Source organism: Chelativorans petroleitrophicus, assembly GCF_025398195.1.
Classification (GTDB): Bacteria; Pseudomonadota; Alphaproteobacteria; order Rhizobiales; family Rhizobiaceae; genus Chelativorans; species Chelativorans petroleitrophicus.
The window spans coordinates 12728-30467 of record NZ_JAODNV010000007.1; the positions used below are offsets into that span (position 1 = coordinate 12728).

General features: G+C 62.8%; 16 protein-coding genes. 12 read left to right on the forward strand and 4 right to left on the reverse strand.

From position 1 onward, the window contains the following. Positions 1–38: 38 nt before the first annotated feature. The gene (locus NYR54_RS06215; protein ID WP_261514746.1) at positions 39–1139 is read right to left on the reverse strand and encodes a mandelate racemase/muconate lactonizing enzyme family protein; all 1101 of its coding nucleotides are present in this window, start codon (positions 1137–1139) and stop codon (positions 39–41) included. 223 nt (positions 1140–1362) lie between these two features. Between NYR54_RS06215 and NYR54_RS06220 the strand changes: the two genes are divergently transcribed. From NYR54_RS06220 to NYR54_RS06250, 7 genes are all read left to right on the forward strand, one after another. Continuing rightward, positions 1363–1827, forward strand: a complete 465-nt coding sequence (locus NYR54_RS06220; protein WP_261514747.1) for a tripartite tricarboxylate transporter TctB family protein — start codon at positions 1363–1365, stop codon at positions 1825–1827. A 10-nt stretch (positions 1828–1837) separates the two neighbouring features. Beyond that, positions 1838–3340 (forward strand): tripartite tricarboxylate transporter permease, encoded by a 1503-nt coding sequence (locus NYR54_RS06225; protein ID WP_261514748.1) that lies wholly within the window; start codon positions 1838–1840, stop codon positions 3338–3340. Between the two features lie 3 nt (positions 3341–3343). Further along, positions 3344–4546, forward strand: a complete 1203-nt coding sequence (locus tag NYR54_RS06230) for a CaiB/BaiF CoA transferase family protein (RefSeq protein WP_261514749.1) — start codon at positions 3344–3346, stop codon at positions 4544–4546. 21 nt (positions 4547–4567) lie between these two features. Then, a complete protein-coding gene (locus tag NYR54_RS06235; protein ID WP_261514750.1) occupies positions 4568–5539 on the forward strand; it encodes a Bug family tripartite tricarboxylate transporter substrate binding protein in 972 nt (323 codons plus the stop codon). Between the two features lie 73 nt (positions 5540–5612). Next, positions 5613–6695: an Ldh family oxidoreductase gene (locus NYR54_RS06240; RefSeq protein WP_261514751.1), complete on the forward strand. Its 1083-nt coding sequence runs from the start codon at positions 5613–5615 to the stop codon at positions 6693–6695. 88 nt (positions 6696–6783) lie between these two features. Then, positions 6784–7272, forward strand: a complete 489-nt coding sequence (locus NYR54_RS06245) for a tripartite tricarboxylate transporter TctB family protein (RefSeq protein WP_261514752.1) — start codon at positions 6784–6786, stop codon at positions 7270–7272. 4 nt (positions 7273–7276) lie between these two features. Further along, on the forward strand, positions 7277–8776 hold the full coding sequence (locus NYR54_RS06250) for a tripartite tricarboxylate transporter permease (RefSeq protein ID WP_261514753.1): 1500 nt from the start codon (positions 7277–7279) through the stop codon (positions 8774–8776). A 45-nt stretch (positions 8777–8821) separates the two neighbouring features. Here NYR54_RS06250 and NYR54_RS06255 read toward each other — a convergent pair whose 3' ends face one another. From NYR54_RS06255 to NYR54_RS06265, 3 genes are all read right to left on the reverse strand, one after another. Further along, a complete protein-coding gene (locus tag NYR54_RS06255) occupies positions 8822–10213 on the reverse strand; it encodes an MmgE/PrpD family protein (RefSeq protein WP_261514754.1) in 1392 nt (463 codons plus the stop codon). Between the two features lie 81 nt (positions 10214–10294). Then, entirely contained in the window at positions 10295–11263 is a 969-nt protein-coding gene (locus tag NYR54_RS06260; protein WP_261514755.1) for a Bug family tripartite tricarboxylate transporter substrate binding protein, read from the reverse strand. A gap of 117 nt (positions 11264–11380) precedes the next feature. Next, positions 11381–12163, reverse strand: a complete 783-nt coding sequence (locus NYR54_RS06265) for an IclR family transcriptional regulator domain-containing protein (RefSeq protein ID WP_261514756.1) — start codon at positions 12161–12163, stop codon at positions 11381–11383. A 105-nt stretch (positions 12164–12268) separates the two neighbouring features. On the opposite strand from NYR54_RS06265, the gene NYR54_RS06270 reads away from it, so the two are divergent. The 5 genes from NYR54_RS06270 to NYR54_RS06290 are packed head-to-tail and all read left to right on the forward strand — an operon-like array spanning position 12269 to position 17739. Continuing rightward, positions 12269–13207 carry a DUF6282 family protein gene (locus NYR54_RS06270; RefSeq protein WP_261514757.1) on the forward strand — a complete coding sequence of 313 codons (939 nt, stop codon included), beginning with the start codon at positions 12269–12271 and terminating at the stop codon, positions 13205–13207. Between the two features lie 9 nt (positions 13208–13216). After that, positions 13217–15238: a TRAP transporter permease gene (locus NYR54_RS06275; RefSeq protein WP_261514758.1), complete on the forward strand. Its 2022-nt coding sequence runs from the start codon at positions 13217–13219 to the stop codon at positions 15236–15238. 24 nt (positions 15239–15262) lie between these two features. Then, a complete protein-coding gene (locus NYR54_RS06280; RefSeq protein ID WP_261514759.1) occupies positions 15263–16249 on the forward strand; it encodes a fumarylacetoacetate hydrolase family protein in 987 nt (328 codons plus the stop codon). Then, complete coding sequence (locus tag NYR54_RS06285; RefSeq protein ID WP_261514760.1) at positions 16250–17278, forward strand: NAD(P)H-quinone oxidoreductase; 1029 nt, start codon at positions 16250–16252, stop codon at positions 17276–17278. It abuts the gene before it with no gap. A 2-nt stretch (positions 17279–17280) separates the two neighbouring features. Then, entirely contained in the window at positions 17281–17739 is a 459-nt protein-coding gene (locus tag NYR54_RS06290; protein WP_261514761.1) for a MaoC family dehydratase, read from the forward strand. Position 17740 lies beyond the last annotated feature (1 nt).

Sequence of the window (17740 nt, forward strand, 5' to 3'; positions counted from 1 at the left end):
GCACGTGGGAACATGCCTGCACAATTGCGCGCAGCCGCCTAGGAGAAGGCGTACAGGGGTTGCCGCTCGATTGCCTCACCCAACGGCAGTTCATGCTCCTCCAGTGCCGCACGGTCGAAGGTGACACCGTGTCCCGGCGCTGAGCCGGGTACATATCGCCCATTCGAAATTATCATCGGCGTTGATGTCGCAGCAAAGTCGAAAAGGTTGAGCCCGAAGATATTCTCCACGTGCATAGCGTTGGGGAGCGCGGCTGCCAGGTGGACCGACAGTTCCAGCGCGCCGTGCGGCGAAATGGGAATGCCGGCCGCAGCACCCAGGGCGGCGATCTTCAGGAACTCGGTGATGCCGCCGACTTTCCAGACATCCGGCTGGAGATAGTCGGCGGCTCTGCGGCTCACATAGTTCCAGAACTCGAAACGGTTGCAGAGCTGCTCGCCCATGGCAATCGGCATGCCCGTCACGTCGCGCAGCTTCGCGTGACCTTCGATGTCGTCGGACAAGAGCGGCTCCTCGATGAAGAGGGGGGCGGCCTCCAGCAGGATGCGGATGCGCTGAGTCGCCTCGCCCACCGACCATTTCTGGTTGGCATCGAGCATCAGCAAGCCATTGTCGCCGATGACCCTGCGGACCGCCAGGCAGCGCTGGAGATCCTCGTAGAGGCCGGGGCGGCCGATCTTGATCTTGAAGGAAGTGTAGCCCTCGCCCGCTTGGGCGCGGACCTGCTCCACCAACTCGTCCAAGGAAAGATGCAGGTTTATGGCGCTGGCATAGACCTCAACACTTTCCCTGGCGCCGCCCAGAAGCCGGTGCAGCGGCTCCCCGGCGCTCTTGGCCTTAAGATCCCACAGGGCGATGTCGATCGCCGAAATCGCAAGCGTGGTGATGCCGGCGGGGCCTGCCGCATGACACTCCATCCACAGCCGCTGCCAGATCCGTTCGGTGTTGCGGGGGTCCAGTCCCACGAGCATCGGAGCGAGATAGCCGGTAATCAAGGCATGCACCGCTGCAGCCCCCACACCCGCTGTCGTGCACCAGCCGACGCCTGTCTCACCCTCATCGGTCTCCACCTCGATCACGACCAGTTCGCGATGGGTCATCGTCACCCGGCTGGATGAGACCACTTGCTTGAGGGGCATCCGGAATGCCCTGCAGGTCGCCCGTCTTATTTTCATGATGTGGCTCCAGTCGCGCGCGAAAAGGTTGCGTTCGCGCATTATGGAAGGCCGTACGGACCACCGCGCCCCGTTGTGAGGCTTGTTCCGGCTGGCGGAACAGTCTCCGTTATAGGTTTTGGAGCCCGCGCTGAAAGCTATGGTCTGCCCCCAGCGATGACCCTGAACCGAAGACGAGCTTCAAAGCATGCGTTATCTGAAATTCAACGTCGACATCGCCTCCGGACTACTGTTCGCGATTTTCGGCGGCTGGTTCAGTGCGAGTTCATTCCTCAATCTCAACCTTGGCAATGCGTTCCGCATGGGACCGGGTTTCTTTCCCGCAATCGTCGGCGGGCTACTTTTCGCGCTCGGTCTTGCGATCGCGATAAAGGGCTGGCGTGAGGAATGCGAGACGGTCGAACCGGCCACCGTACCGTGGAGAGGCGTGGTGCTCCTGCCTGTCGGGCTCATCCTGTTCGGTGCCGCGATGCGACCATTGGGCCTTGGTATTGCCCTTCTCACGCTCTGCTTCTGCTCGGCCATGTCGGTCAAGGGCATGACCCTAGCAAGGGCCGCCGTTCTGTCGGCCGCCATCACCGCGCTCTCCATCGCGATCTTCCACATCGGGCTCGGCCTCAACCTGCCGCTCGTCGGCGACTGGCTGCGATAGGGAGGCGGCGTTGGAGTTCATCTCGAATCTTTCGCTCGGCTTTTCCGTAGCGTTTGCCCTGCAAAACATCTTCTTCTGCTTCATCGGCGTCCTTGGAGGCACGTTGGTGGGTGTCCTGCCGGGTGTGGGACCGCTCGCCACCATCGCGATCCTTTTGCCCGTGACGTTCTCGATGGCGCCGGATTCGGCGCTGATCATGCTGGCAGGAATCTATTACGGGGCCCAATATGGCGGATCGACAACGGCAATCCTGCTCAACCTTCCGGGCGAGGCGTCGTCGGCGATCACCACGCTCGACGGCTATCAGATGGCCAGACGGGGACGCGCGGGGGCGGCGCTTGCCACCGCAGCACTTGCCTCGTTTTTGGCAGGCACGATTGCCACCGTGATTGTGGCGCTTTTCGCCACGCCTTTGACGAAGGTTGCGATGGCCTTCCGGCCTCCGTCCTACTTCTCGATGATGGTGCTGGGGCTTATTGCCTCTGTGGTTCTCGCCCATGGTTCTGTGCTCAAGGCGATCGCCATGGTCATGCTTGGCCTCTTGCTCGGGATCATCGGCACCGACATGTACACCGGCACCACCCGCCTCGACATGGGCATGCTCGAGCTTGCCGAAGGCGTGAACTTCGTCGCTCTTGCGATCGGCCTGTTCGGCATCGCCGAAATCCTGCGCAATCTCGAGAGCCCGGAAAACCGCGACGTTCTGACGGACAAGGTCAATGGATTATGGCTTTCCCTGAAGGATCTGAAGCGGATCGTCATGCCCTCGCTGCGCGGTACGGCCATCGGCTCCGCACTGGGCATTCTCCCGGGCGGCGGAGCGATGCTGTCCTCCTATGCGGCCTATATCATCGAAAAGAAGGTCTCACGAAACCGCGGCGAAATGGGCAATGGCGCGATTGAAGGCGTCGCAGCGCCCGAAGCCGCCAACAACGCCGGCTCGCAGACCGCCTTCATTCCCATGCTGACGCTAGGGCTGCCGTCCAATGCCGTGATGGCGCTGATGATCGGCGCCATGATCATCCAGGGCATCCAGCCGGGGCCGGACATCATCATCAAGCAGCCCAACATGTTCTGGGGACTGATCGTGTCCATGTGGATCGGCAATCTGATGCTGATCGTGCTCAACCTGCCGCTGATCGGCCTGTGGGTCCGGTTCCTGACGGTGCCCTATCCGGTGCTCGTGGTCGCCGTGATGGCCTTCAGCGCCGTCGGCATCTATTCGGCCTCGGGCACCCTGTTTTCCATGTACGAGCTCGGCTTCTTCTCGCTGCTCGGCTACGTCTTCATGCGCCTGGGCTGCGAACCGGCGCCGCTGGTCCTGGGCTTCATCCTCGGGCCGATGATGGAGGAGCAGCTGCGCCGCAGCATGCTGATGTCGCGCGGCGATCCGACCGTGTTCCTGACGGAGCCGATCAGCCTCTGTTTCCTGATTGCCGCAGCGGCCGCATTGCTGCTCATCACCGCTCCGGCCATTGCCCGCCGGCGCGAAGAAGCCTTCAGCGAGGAATAAGCCATGAAGGATGAGCAGACCATGCGTCCCTTCGAGGGTATAAGGGTTCTCGACATCACCCATGTGCTTGCCGCGCCCTTCGCCACCTATCAGCTTGCGGTGTTCGGCGCCGACGTCATCAGGATCGAAAATCCGCACGAGCCCGACCAGACACGGACCGACGGCAGCGACCCGGCGCTTTCGGCCGAGAAGATCGGCACGCACTTCATCATCCAGAACGGCGGCAAGCGCTCGCTGACACTCGATCTCAAAACGCCCGCTGGGCGGGAGGTCCTGCGCCGCCTCGTGCCGACGGCCGACGTGCTGGTGGAAAATTTCCGCCCCGGCGCGATGAAGGCGCTCGGGCTCGGCTACGAGGACCTGCGCGAGCTCAATCCGCGTCTGATCTACACTTCCATGTCGGCCTTCGGACAGGACGGCCCCAGGGGAGGGCAGACCGGCTACGACCAGGTGATCCAGGCCGTCTCTGGGCTGATGATGGTCAATGGAACCGCGGACATTGTGCCGATGAAGGTCGGAACGCCGGCCGTCGATTATGCGACCGGCACGATGGGAGCCTTCGCCATCGCCTCCGCGCTGCTACAGCGCGAAAGAACCGGGCGCGGGCAGTACATCGATCTGTCCATGCTCGACACGGCCCTAATGCTGCTCGGCGCACATCTGACCAATTACAGCCGTTCGGGGCGGGCGCCCAAGGCGGGCGGCAACCGCCACGAGTTTGCAACGGTCGGCCTTTACGATACCGCCGACGGCCAGGTTCAGATCGCGGCGATCAACCTGCGGCAGCAACGACGGTTCTGGCGGCTGCTTGGGCACCCGGAACTGGTGAAGAACAACAATGAAGAGCGCAGGGCCGACGCCGAGCGCGAACGGGAGATCCTGCGGCCCATCCTGATGACGAAGACCGCCCAGGAATGGGAAGACTGGTTCCAGGCCAACCATATCCCCGCCGCACGCATCTGGACCCTGCCGGAGACGCTTGCGCATCCGCAGCTCGAAAGCCGGGACGTGTTGCACCAGTTCATCGACGCGCCGGGCATTCCAGGCTCAATCACGGTGCCCAAGGCGGCCTTCAAGCTTGCCCATGGCGGCGCGCAGATGGACCGCCCGCCGCCCAGGATGGGAGAGCACAGCGAAAGTCTGCTTAAAGAACTCGGATACTCGGCGGAAGAAATCGCTGAACTCAAAAATTCGCGCATGATCTGACATCCCATGGGAGGACCCCCAATGAAACTCTTGTCTTTGCTTGCAGCGTTCACGCTGGCCCTTGCAGGGCTTGGCACCAGCGCAACCGCACAGGAAGCGGCCTATCCCAACGATCTCGTCCGCATTGTCGTCGGCTCCTCGCCCGGCGGCACGGCCGACACCGTTTCGCGGCTGATCGCAGAGGCCCTGACGGAAAAGTTCGGCCAGACATTCGTCGTCGAAAACCTGCCGGGTGCCGGCGGCGCGCTGGCGGCGAAGACCGTCAAGACGGCCGCGCCGGACGGGTATACGATTCAGTTCATCTTTTCCTCGTTCTCGATCCTGCCGTCCCTCAATCCCGCGGTCGGGTACGACCCGGTGAAGGATTTCGAGCCGATCGCCATGGTCTCGTCCGCACCCAATCTGCTGCTGGTGCATCCCTCCTTCGAGGTGTCCACGCTAGCCGAATGGATCGAGAAGGTGAAGGCGAACCCCGGTAAATTCGATTATGGCAGCGGCGGGATCGGCTACAGCCAGCATCTGTCGATGGAGATGCTCCTGCAGTCCATCGACGGCGAGGCGGTTCACATTCCCTATTCCGGCAGTGGCGATCTCCTGGGTGCCCTGATTTCCGGCCAGGTGCCCTTCGCCTTCGATACGCTGACCACCGCCATACCTCATATCGAATCCGGAGCGCTCATTCCGCTTGCGACCACGAGCGCCGAACGGTCCGAAATCCTGCCTGACGTTCCTGCGGTAGGCGAGGAGGTGCCGGGTTACGAGTTGACTGCCTGGAACGGCTTCGTCGCACCGGCCGGCACGCCGAAGGAAATCATCACAGCGCTCAACGATGCCATCACCGAATATCTCCAGAGCGATGAGGCCAAGGCCTTCTTCGAAAAGCTCGGAACGAAGATCGACGCCAGCACCCCGGAAGAATTCAAGGAGACGATCTCCGGGGATTACGAGAAATTCGCCAAGGTCATCGAAAAAGCCGGTATCACCGCACAATAGACGGGGGCAGGGCGCGAGGTCTGACGTGTCGCTCGCGCCCGGGCAACGGCTGACACCGTTTGGAGCTACATTCATGACGATCCAGCACACCGTTCCTGCAGAGGTGCTCGGCCAGTTCGTGGCAGACCTTTTTGAAGCGGCGGGTCTTTCCGCCCAAGCGGCTAGGCGGGTCACCGACGCGTTGATCGAGGCCGACTTGTCCGGCAGGGGTTCCCACGGCGTCTTGCAGGCCGACCGTTATCTCGCCCGTCTCATGTCCGGGGCGATGTCGACGGCCGAAAAGCCGCATATCGTCAGCGAATCCGGTGGAGCGGTGGTGCTCGATGCGGCGTATATGGAGGGCCATCTGGCCGCCGAGGAAGCCATCGCCATAGGCATAGCCAAGGCACGCGAGAATGGTGTCGCCGCCGTGGCCGTGCGCAACGCCCAGCACATGGGGGTGGCGGGACGCTATGTGCGGATTGCGGCGGAAGCCAGTTGTGCCGCCATAGCGATGGGCAATGCCAAGCCGGTCATGCCTGCACCTGGCGGTGCCGAGCGCCTGGTCGGGACCAATCCCCTTGCCATTGGCATTCCGGCTAGCGGAAACCCGATCGTCATGGACATGGCCACGACGGCGGGCACCTTCGGGCGCGTTCGCGAGGCACACGCGGCCGGCCAACCCCTTCCGGAGGGCTGGGCAGTCGACGCCGAGGGAAAGCCGACGATCGACCCAGCGGCCGCCATGGCGGGCATGCTCCTTCCCATGGGAGGAGCGAAAGGTTTCGCGCTTTCCTTCGCCATCGACCTCATGGCCGGGCTCCTGTCCAGCGGTGCATGGGGCGACAAGCTCGGCGAGGCCGGTGACGATACCACCAAGCCGCAGCTGTCATCCTACCTTTTCATCGTTCTGGACATCGCGCATTTCCGTGCGCTCCCAGGCTTTGTGGAGGAGGCTGACGCGGCGGTAAGGCGGGTGCGCCAATCGAAGCGAGCGTCCGGTGTCAAGCGCCTTTACACGCCGGGAGAGCGCAGCGCCGAAGCGCTCGCCAAGAGCAACGGAATGGTGAAACTTGCGCCGGCGGTCGCAAAGGCCCTGAGCGAGAAGGCGCGGGCTCTTGGCGTGGCCATTCCGCCCGCGCTTGAGGGTGAGGCAAGCACAGCCGCTATGGGATAGTGTTGGTGAGGCGGGCGCGATAAGTCGGTCCGCGCGCAGGGCACGGCAATATCTTTGGGCGACGCGTCGATCGCTGGGAGGAGAAATCATGCACGAACGGGATTCAGCCCGACCGGGGGCAACCTTCAGTTCAAACATGCTCGCCGGAAGCATTTTTCTGTTTTTCGGCGCAGCCGCCATGGTCCTCGGCTGGGGCTATGGTCTCGGTACGATGAGGCAGCCAGGAAGCGGTGCCCTCCCCGTCGTCATAGGCAGCGCGCTGGTTGCATTGGGCATCGTCCAACTCCTCGGAGCGGTGCGGGAAGCCGCAATGACGGCCGGTGCGCCAGCATTCCGCCGCTCTGAGCTGCGCCCGCTGGTGCTGATCCTCGGCGCCGTGTTCGCCTTCGCGGTGCTGATACTGCCTGCCGGCCTCATTCCCGCGCTGGTCGCACTCATCGTCATTTCGTGGTTTGCCCAGAAGGGCGGCCCGAAATGGGAAATCGCCGGCGCAATGGCGCTCGTCATCGCTGTCATCATCGCGATCTTCAAATACGGCCTGGGGCTGCCCCTACGGCTCTTCGTCTGGGGGTTCTAGAAGCATGGACGTCGTATCCCTCCTCGCCACGGGACTGCAGGTCGCCCTCAATCCAGTCAACCTGCTTTATTGCCTGATCGGCGTAAGCCTCGGTACGGCGATCGGCGTGCTGCCGGGCGTGGGTCCCGTAATTACCATCGCACTCCTGCTGCCGCTCAGCTTCGGCCTGCCGGTGGAATCCTCCATCATTCTGCTGGCCGGCATCTATTACGGGGCCTCCTATGGCGGTTCGACCACGTCCATCCTGGTCAACCTTCCGGGCGAAGCCTCTTCCGCAGTAACCTGCATCGACGGCCACCAGATGGCCAAGAAGGGCAGAGCGGGCGCTGCCTTGGCGGTGGCCGCGCTTGGGTCCTTCTTCGCCGGCACGGTGGGGACCCTGCTGATCGCGCTTGCCGGCCCGCCGCTTGCAGCCATTGCCATGCGCTTCGGCGCGGCCGAATATGCGGCGCTGGTGTTCGCCGCGCTGCTCATGGTCGCGACCATGACCCGAGGCGGAGCGGTCAAGGGAATTGGAGCCGCGTTGCTCGGCATCATATTCGGCCTCGCCGGTGCGGACGTCATGACCGGCGTCTTCCGCTTCACTTTTGGCGCGCCGGAGCTGCGCGACGGCATAGACTTTGCAGCGCTGGCGGTGGGTCTGTTCGCTATCGCCGAGATCATCGACAACATCTCCTCGCCGTCGCGCGACAACAGCTCGACGAGCGCCATCGGCAGGCTGTGGCCAACGAAAGATGATTTCCGCAAGGCCTGGCCCGCCGTCCTGCGCGGCACCGGCATAGGTGCGCTGCTTGGCGTGCTGCCCGGGGCCGGCGTTGCCATGAGTTCTTTCTCGGCCTACATGGTTGAAAAGAACGTTGCGAAAGAGCCGGAACGGTTTGGCGAAGGCGCAATTGAGGGTGTGGCGGCGCCTGAATCTGCCAACAACGCGGCCGCGCAGACCGGCTTCATCCCCACATTGCTGCTCGGCATCCCCGGCAGCCCGGTGATGGCGCTGCTGCTCGGCGCGTTCATGATCCACGGCGTGGCGCCCGGGCCCCGGATGATGAGCGAGCATGCACCACTCTTCTGGGGGCTGATCGCCTCCATGTGGATCGGCAACCTGTTCCTCGTCCTGCTGAACCTGCCACTGATCGGCCTCTGGGTTCGCCTCCTCAAGGTTCCCTACCACTGGCTCTACGTATTCGTGCTCGCCTTTGCCTGTGTCGGCGTCTTCACCATGGGATCGTCGGCGTTCCAGGTTTACGTGCTCATCTTCTTCGGCCTGCTCGGCTATCTGCTCAAGGCGGCGGGACTGAGCCCAGCCCTCTTCATCCTCGGCTTCATTCTCGGGCCGATGTTTGAGGAGAATTTCCGGCGCGCCATGGCCGTATCCCACGGCGATCCGCTGGTTTTCTTCCAGCGCCCGATTAGCCTGATATTCATCCTGCTGGGCCTGGCGATCCTCGCCCTCGCCACGACGTCCTTCGTGCGCCGCGGCCGCGAGGAGGCGGCCGAGGGTTAGTCGGGAAGAGTCCCAATCAGGCGGTGGCGTCAGGGCGGCTTCGGCTCAATGCCGCGCCGTTCTCAGAGGCGAAAAGAACTTGTCGAGATCGGAAACCTGGTCGAGGCCCATGATGGCCTCGATCAGCGTGTTCGCCAGCGAGGCGGAGATGACGCCGTCGACATTGGCGCGGAACTTCTCCAGATACACCGAAGCCGGCGCCGGGTTCCTGGCCGTGCCCAGCATATCCTCGATGGTGTGGCTGATCGTTCGCCCATCCTGAAAGATCACCGAAACCACGCCGCGCGAGCGCAAGGTGTCGGCGGCCGCGATCGGATCGGCGACATGGACGACCTTGTCCGCCAGAGCGTTGATCCGCGGATCCCTCAGGCTGCTTTCGGCATAGGCATTCTTGTCGAACCGGCCGAGAACCAGCGCCTCGGCCACCGTGTGCTGAAGGCTGATCCGTCCGTGCCAAGAGGTTAGTGGCCGCCGCTTTTCCTCTACCGGTTCGCAGACAGTATGAAACGAGCGCGGCATGATCTCGCAGCGGACCTCCGCGATCTGATCAAGATCGATCGCATGGTCTGCCCTCAAGTTGAGGGCTGCCGCGATGAAGGGCATCAGCGTGTAGGCACAGGGATAGAGCTTGGTTGCAATTGCAAGGGATTCCCAATGCGTTCCCAGCCTATCCGTAAGCTGTGCGAACCTGAACTCGGGCTGGGATTGCACGTAGCTTCTGAACCAGCCAAACTTACCTTCGAATACCTTGCCCGGCCCCGAGATTCCATGCGCGGCTAGTGCCATGGAGCGGATAGCCGCGGCCGCGGCAAATCCCACGTGCAGCGTTTTGGTCGAGGTGCCTTCCTCGAACGATGCGATGGAGCCGGCTGACAGGCTTGCCGCCGTTCCCACGGCATCGACGGTCTGGCGAAGGGAAAGCCCGCGCAGCCTTGCGGCGGAATAGGTGGCGCCGAACACGCCGTAGACGCTGGTGGGGTGAAGGCCGAGTTCGTGCATCCGGATCGGCGAGACAAGCCCAAGGCGGCACAGGATTTCCGAGCCTATGATGACGGCCTCCAGCCACTGGCGGCCGGAAAGCCCGAGCGCCTGCGCAAGCGGCAGGCTTGCAGAGACGATGACGCCGGTGGGGTGGATGTTGCTGGCGATGTGGGTGTCGTCGAACTCGAGCACCGCCGAGGCTACGCCATTGACGAAAGCAGCCCCTGCAAGCGACGTTTGGGCCGGCGACATGAGGGCGTAAGCCCCGGTGCCGCCCGCATCGGCATCGGCATGAGCGCGTTCCGCAGCGGCCACCGTTGGATGGCTGTAGGTGGCGATCATGACACCGATGATGTCGAGGATGCGCAACTTGGCGTTTTCGATCACCTCGGCGGGAGCGTCTTCCAGGGAAAACGCCAGAGCCCATTCCGCAAGCTTCGTGCTCAACGTCGTCATTGATGGAGTATCCCGAATGGCGGCAGACGAACAAAGGTCCGGCGGCATACCGATACCGCCGGACCGAAAGGATGCCGGACGCTACTGCTTCAGCCCCATCTTGCGCAGCAGCTCATCGTAATTGTGATATTCGGCCTCGAGATCCGCCTGAAGATCGCTTCCGCCTAAGAAACGCGGCGTGACGCCGGAGCGAACCAGAAGCTCGGTGAACTCCGCGGTTTTGCTGGCGTCCTCCAGCGCGCTTTCGAGAAGTGCGATGAGTTCCTCAGGCATTCCCGCTGGCCCCATGATCATCTGCAGGCCGGTCCCACGGATGGAGGGATAGCCGGCCTCGGCCAGTGTCGGAACGTCGGGGAAGTCCTCAAAGCGCTTGTCGCCGGGCACGGCCAGCGGGGTCACCGCACCCTGGCGCGCCTGCGGGATGGCGGCAGCGTCGAGCATGAACTGCACGTCGCCTGAAAGGACGGCCTGGACCACCTGAGATGCGCCCGAATAGGGAATGTGGTTAGCCTCGATGCCGATATTGGCGAGCATGTCGACAGTGGCGATATGGCCCGTCGAACCGACGCCAACCGAACCGAAATTGAGCTCGCCCGGATGCTCCTTGGCATAGGCTACGAACTCCTCGAAGTTGCTCACGGGCAGAGACTTGGAGGCGACCAGCATGCGCGGCGCTTCACTCACATTGGCAATCGCCACGAGGTCTTTAAGGGGATCAAATCCCACCGGCGCCAAATGCGGAGCGGTGGTGATGATCGCGTTGCCCGCAAGCAGCAGGGTCGACCCGTCGGGTGCCGCCCTCGCAACGCGCTCGGCGCCGATCGTTCCGCTGGCGCCCCCGACATTCTCCACGATGAAGTCAGCCGTGAATCGTTTGCTCAATTCGTCGGCGACGAGGCGACCGACCGTATCGCCGGTGCCCCCGGCCGAATAGGGAACAACGACGGTCACCGTATCGACGGGGTAGGGCTGTTGCTCCTGTGCCGTTGCCACAGGTGCAGATAACGCCGAAGTGAAAAGCGCAGTCAGCGCGGCAACCAATCGTTTCATGTTGTTTCCTCCCAAAGGTGCAGATTGCCGGGCATTATGCGCTGACGGCTAGTCTGTCGACAGCGAGTGCCAGCCATTCCACCTGCCGGAATCGTGCAGATGCCAGCGGCTATCGATCTACGCCAGTGAACTCTTGTTGATCCTTGCAAGATCCTGCGAGATCTCCCGGGCCGTCGCCTGCAGCACGGGGACGTACCGTTCGCATGCCTCGCTCAGGGAGGAGAAGGCGGAAGTGAAATAGGTAAGCCCGAAGCTCGCGATCACGCGGCCCGACTCGTTCAGGATCGGCACCGCGATCGTATTGGAGTTCTTGGGCTCCACATGCGGCGATCGTACGGCATAACCCTGGCGCCTAACCTGGGCGACCAGCTTGTTGAGCCTCTCGGGTTGGTGGGCGAGACTGTCCTCCGGATCGTTGGACTTGCGCAGCATGTCGACAATGAGCTCGAATTCCTCACGCGGCGTGAAGGCAAGATAAGCGAGCCCCATGCCGCGAGTGATCAGCGGCAGCCGCATGTTTACGGTCTTGTGGAACGGCGACATAGTGCTGTCCGGCACGGTGCTGAAACGCACCACCACCGCATCCCTATCGAGCAGCGAAATCGAAACCGGCCACTGATGCTTGCGCGTGACCGCGATCGCCCAAGGCCGGCCCGCCTCGACCACCATCGGCTCCTTGTGGAACCCGGAACTCAATGAGCTGACCAGCGCGCTGACCTGATAGCCTCCCAGCCGCGGGTCGTTTTCCACATAGCCAAGTTCCTCGAACGTCCTGAGAATGCGCACAAGCGTCGCCTTCGGCAGGCCTGTTCGGGCGTGCAGATGGGCGATGGACGTGTAGGGCTGCATATTCATCTCCTGCAGCACGAGCATCGCCCGCTCAATCGCCCGTATACCCATCTCGAACGGCCCCTATTCCACCAGACGGAACATTGAAATGGCATACGTTGTGATGTCGCTGAGTCAAGCTCTAAGCCCAAGTTGCGTAGTGCAACGGAGGTCCAGATGGGTTCGGCGGAAAATCGTGAGGCGGCGCGCGCTTTGATGGCGCAGATTGACGACGCGCAGGCTGACAGGCTTCTGCGCGGTGCGGTGGACCTTCACGTTCACTCCGGTCCATCGACCATGCCGCGGCAGGTCGATCACTTCCAGGCCGTGGAAGAAGCGGCCGCGGCCGGTATGCGCGGCATTCTTTTCAAGGACCATCATTATTCCGTCGCTCCGTTCATCCCGCTCATGGAACGGGTGCTCGGGCACTTGAACGTGGCGATGTATGGTGGCCTTGTGCTCAACAACAGCACGGGCGGGTTCAACCCATTCGTTGTGGATGCCCAGCTCAAGCAGGGCGCCAAGCTGATCTGGATGCCGACGGCCCAAGCCGCCAATCACATCCGCAGCTCCCACCGCAAGCAGCGGCTTGCCTCCAATGTGCAGCTCAGGCCTTCTCCCGGCCTCACCGTCGTCGATCCCTATGGGGAGATTCTTGATGAGGTGAAGCAGATCCTGGATTCGATCGCCGAGTTCGATGCGATCCTCTCCTCGGGCCACCTTCATGTCTGGGAAATCTGGAAGCTGTTCACGGAGGCCAAGAAGCGCGGCGTCAAGCGGCTCCTGGTCAACCATCCCATGTATGGCCTGCACTTCACCTATGAAGACATCAAGGAGATGGCCGAATTCGGCGCGCTCATAGAGCAGTCGGCGTGCCTTTACATCGATTCCCGCTTCAATGTGTTCTCACCAGAGGAACTGAGGGAGCACATCCTGGCGGCAGGCGTCGCCCATTCCTCGATCGGGTCCGATCTCGGGCAGGTGGACAACCCCACCCCGGTGGAAGGGCTGCGGCAAGCGATCAAGCTTTGCCTCGCGCTCGGCTTTTCGGAGGACGACGTGCGCATGATGGTGCGCGACAATCCCGCCAGGCTGGTGGGGCTGGACGTCGAATAGGGGAATGAAATGACCGCGGGAGGAGTGAAAGTGGAACCGGATATGGCCGACGTCGAGCAAGAGGCGGCGCAGTTCGAATCCGGGCCGCGCAATCTCTCCGGTCTGCCACGGCTCATCGTCCGAATCATCGCGGCAATCATCCTGATCCTGGCGGTGAACCAGACTTTCAATCTGGGCTTCCTCGTCGGCTGGACGCTGATCGACCTGCGTTACTACTACGCGATGATCGCGCTGGGCCTGTTCGCCTGCTTTATGGTCTATCCCCTGCGCTCCGGCCGCCTCGATTCTCCGCCTGCATGGTACGACTGGGTGCTGGGAGTGGCCGCCCTTGTCGTGTGCGGATATTTCTTCGCCAACGCGTTCAACATCGCCCTGCGCGGCTGGGAGATGGCACCGCCGGAGTTGGCCGTCTACTTCTCCTTTGCATTGTGGCTCCTGGTACTGGAGGGTGGACGGCGTGCTGGCGGACTGCCGTTGGCTATCATTGTCGGGGTACTGTCGCTCTATCCCATCTACACCGACTATTTGCCAACTGCGATTGCCGGCTTCGGCTCTCCGCCGAGTTACACGGCCGCCTATCACGCGATGGGTTCGGAAAGCATCCTCGGCATCCCGCTTCGCACCTTCGCACAGCTTATCATAGGCTTCCTGCTGTTCGGCGCCGCCTTGCAGCAGACGGGCGCCGGCTCGTTCTTCATGAACCTGTCCTTCGCGCTTTTGGGTAAGGTGCGTGGCGGCCCTGCCAAGGTGGCAATCTTTTCGAGTGGACTGCTTGGCTCGATGAGCGGCAGCGTCATCACCAACGTGCTGACGACCGGGGTGATGACGATTCCTGCCATGCGGCGGACAGGCATCCGCGGCACGGTAGCGGCCGGCGTCGAGACCTGTGCCTCGACCGGCGGCGTCCTGATGCCGCCCATCATGGGCGCGACGGCCTTCGTCATGGCTTCGTTCATGAACGTGCCTTATGCCGAAATAGCGCTTGCCGCGGTCATACCGTCAGTCCTCTACTTCTTCGGCCTCTTCGTGCAGATCGACGGGCTTGCCGCCAGGGAGAACCTGAAGGGTTTGCCGGCGGACGAACTGCCCTCGCTTCGCACGACCCTCAAGGAGGGCTGGTATTACATCTTCGCGTTCGGGCTGCTCATCTACATGCTTCTGGTCATGCGGCGCGAGGCGCTGGCGCCCTTCTATGCCACGCCGCTGCTCATCCTGCTGAACCAGCTTTTCTCGAAACGCCATCGCTGGGGCTGGGCGGATGTCGGCCGCTTCTTCGACGCTCTCGGCGCGCTGTTCGCCAATATGGTCTGCATCCTCGCCGCCGTCGGCATGATCATCGGTGCGTTGTCGATGACGGGCGTGGCTGCCACGCTGGTCAACGACCTCCTACGCCTTGCGGGCGGCAGCCCGACGCTTCTGCTTCTGATGGGTGCCATCACCGGCCTGATCCTCGGCACGGGCATGACTTCGACCGCGGCCTATATCTTTCTGGCGATCCTCCTCGCTCCCGCGCTCATACAAGTCGGCCTCGAACCGATGGCCGTCCACATGTTCATCTTCTACTGGGGTATGCTGTCCTTCATCACGCCGCCCGTGGCTCTCGGCGCATTTGCGGCAGCGTCCCTCGCAAAAACGCCGCCGATGCAGACGGGGTTTGAGGCCATGCGGCTCGGCAGCGTCATCTACTTCGTTCCCTTCCTCTTCGTTTACGAGCCCGCGCTGGTGTTACAGGGAAGCGCCGCGACGATCGCCCTCTACACCGCCCTCGCGCTGGCAGGCGTTGCGCTCTTTGCCTACGCCATGCAGGGATATCTGCCCCTGGTCGGGCCGCTTTTTCCGTCGCGATGGTATGGAATTCCGCTACGCATTGTCCTGCTTGTCGCGGCCATACTGATCGCGATGCCGGCCGACATCATTCCCGGATGGACGGACCTGGACCTCGTCCTGCTTGCACTCGCGCTCGTCGTCCCGGTGGTCGTATTCGCACTTTTCGAGAACCAGAGCGCGGTGCGCCAATCCACTTCCGCGTAAGCCCTATATTTCAAGGAGACGCACGTGAAATTTGGCACCATCAATCACGACGGCCGACAAGCCCTGGTCATACGCCGGGGCAGTGCGGCCGTACTCTTGTCCGAACTCTATGAGTCGGCCGGGCTGGGGCCGGCACCCGCGACAATGAATGAGCTCATCGAAGGCGGAGAAGCGGAACTCGCCCGCGCCCGCCAAGCGCTGGAGACGGGCAAGGCAACCGAGTTGGACGAAGCTACGCTCGACTGGCTGGCGCCGCAAACGCGACCCTCGAAGATCATCGGGGTGGCCTTCAACAATATGGGGATCCGCAAATCGGCTCACCGCGATCCAGGCGTGCCAAACTTCTTCCTGAAAGCGCCCTCCTGCCTGACGGGGCACAACAAGCCGATCATCATCGAAGAGCATTTCGGCGATACAATTCCCGAATTGGAGCTTGCCGCTGTGATCGGCAGGCGTTGCCGAAAGATTTCTGTGGAGGAGGCACGTGACGCCATCTTCGGTTACACGATCACCAACGACGTGACCTCGCACGGGCTGAAATTCGGGCTCGACTCGATCGCCACCACACGCGAACCCGATCTGATCCGCCCCCATCATCTTGCCTGGCGCAAGCGGCACGGGGATGACGACCGGGACGTATATTTCGTCTATCATGCGCGCTCCAAGGCCACCGACACGTTCGGTCCGATGGGTCCGTGGCTGACCACGGCTGACGAAGTGGCGGACCCGAACAATCTGGAAGTGAAGGGCTGGTTCGACGGTGAGCCCTTTGCGGTCGACTCCACATCGAGCTACCGGTTCAGGATCGAGGAAGTGGTTGCCGAGGCTAGCCGCTATTTCACCCTGCAACCTGGCGACGTGATCTGCTTCGGCACCTCGGCCAAGGGCGTGGGCAAGTTCCCAAACGGCCACCGCTCTGTCAACATGCACAAGCTTGCAGGCGTCATCGACATCGAGATTGAAGGCCTCGGCCGTCTCTCAAACCCCGTGGTGCATGATTGGGAGCGCTAAATGCGTGTGGTTGAAGTCGAGCGGCCCGGAGGCCCGGAGGTGCTACGCTTTGCCGAGCAGCCCCGCCCGGCCGCCGGACCCGGAGAGGTGGTCATCCGTGTCGTCGCCGCAGGCGTCAACCGCCCCGACATCCAGCAGCGGCGCGGTCTCTATCCGCCGCCGCCCGACGCTTCTTCGATCCTCGGCCTGGACGTTGCCGGGATCATTGAGGAGGTTGGCCCCGAGGTTAAGGGCATCTCCCAAGGTGACACGGTATGCGCCCTAGTCAATGGCGGGGGCTATGCGGAATATTGCCGGGTTCCGGCGGTGCAGTGCATGCCGATACCACGCGGCCTCACCTTCGTTGAGGCTGCCTCCCTGCCGGAAGTGTTCTTCACCGCGTGGAACAACATCATCTGGCTCGGACGGCTCGGAGCTGGCGAGTCGCTCCTCATTCAGGGCGGAACCAGCGGCGTGGGAATGGCCGGCATCCAGATCGCCCGGCGGCTGCGGAACGCCACCGTCTATGCTACGGCGGGTACGGCCGAGAAACGGCAGGTCTGTCTCGATATCGGCGCGCATGCCGCGATCGACTACAAGGGCAAGTGGGAAGAAGAAGTTCGCGCGCTGACAGGCGGCGAAGGCGTCAACGTCATTCTCGACGCACAGGCCGGACCCTACACGCAAAAGCAGCTCGACCTGTTGAGGCCCGACGGCCGGCTTGTCTTCATCGCCAGCCATCTTGGCGAGACGGCCGAGGTCAACATCCGGTCGGTCGTCCGGCGCCGGCTCACGCTTTGCGGTTCCACCCTGCGTCCCCGCCCTCCCGAATACAAGGGCAGACTCGCCGCCGAACTGGTGGAGCACGTCTGGCCGCTCATCGAGGACGGAAGCATCGTGACCCGGATCCACGCCGTTTTCCCGTTCGATGAGGTGCGGGAGGCGCATGCGCTGCTCGACCGCAACGAGCAGATCGGCAAGGTCGTGCTGGCGGTCGACACGGCCCTTGCGGAATCCGTGCCGCGTGCCAACGCCCTGACGGGAGTGTGATCATGTTGACGGTCGAGCGCGCCATCGATCTCAAGGCGCATGCGGGCAAGGTGCTGGGCTCTTCCGACTGGGTCACGGTGGAACAGGAGGCCATCGACACCTTTGCGCGCCTTACGGGAGACGATCACTGGATCCATGTGGACCGCGAGCGCGCCAGGCGGGAAATGCCAGGCGGCCGGACCATCGCCCACGGCCTTTACCTGCTTTCGCTCATCCCTTTTCTCCAACGCTCGATCTATGCGGTGCGCCGCCGCGGACGGGGCCTGAACTACGGCTATGACCGCGTACGCTTCGTGTCCCCCGTACAGGAAGGCAGCCGCGTCAGGCTGACCCTGAAACTGATCGATGCGGCACCGCACCCGCGCGGCACCCGCGTGGAGACGGAAACCACCATAGAGCTGGAGGGGTCCGACAGGCCGGCGCTTGTGGCATCGAACATCCTGCTGATCGAGGACGAATGAT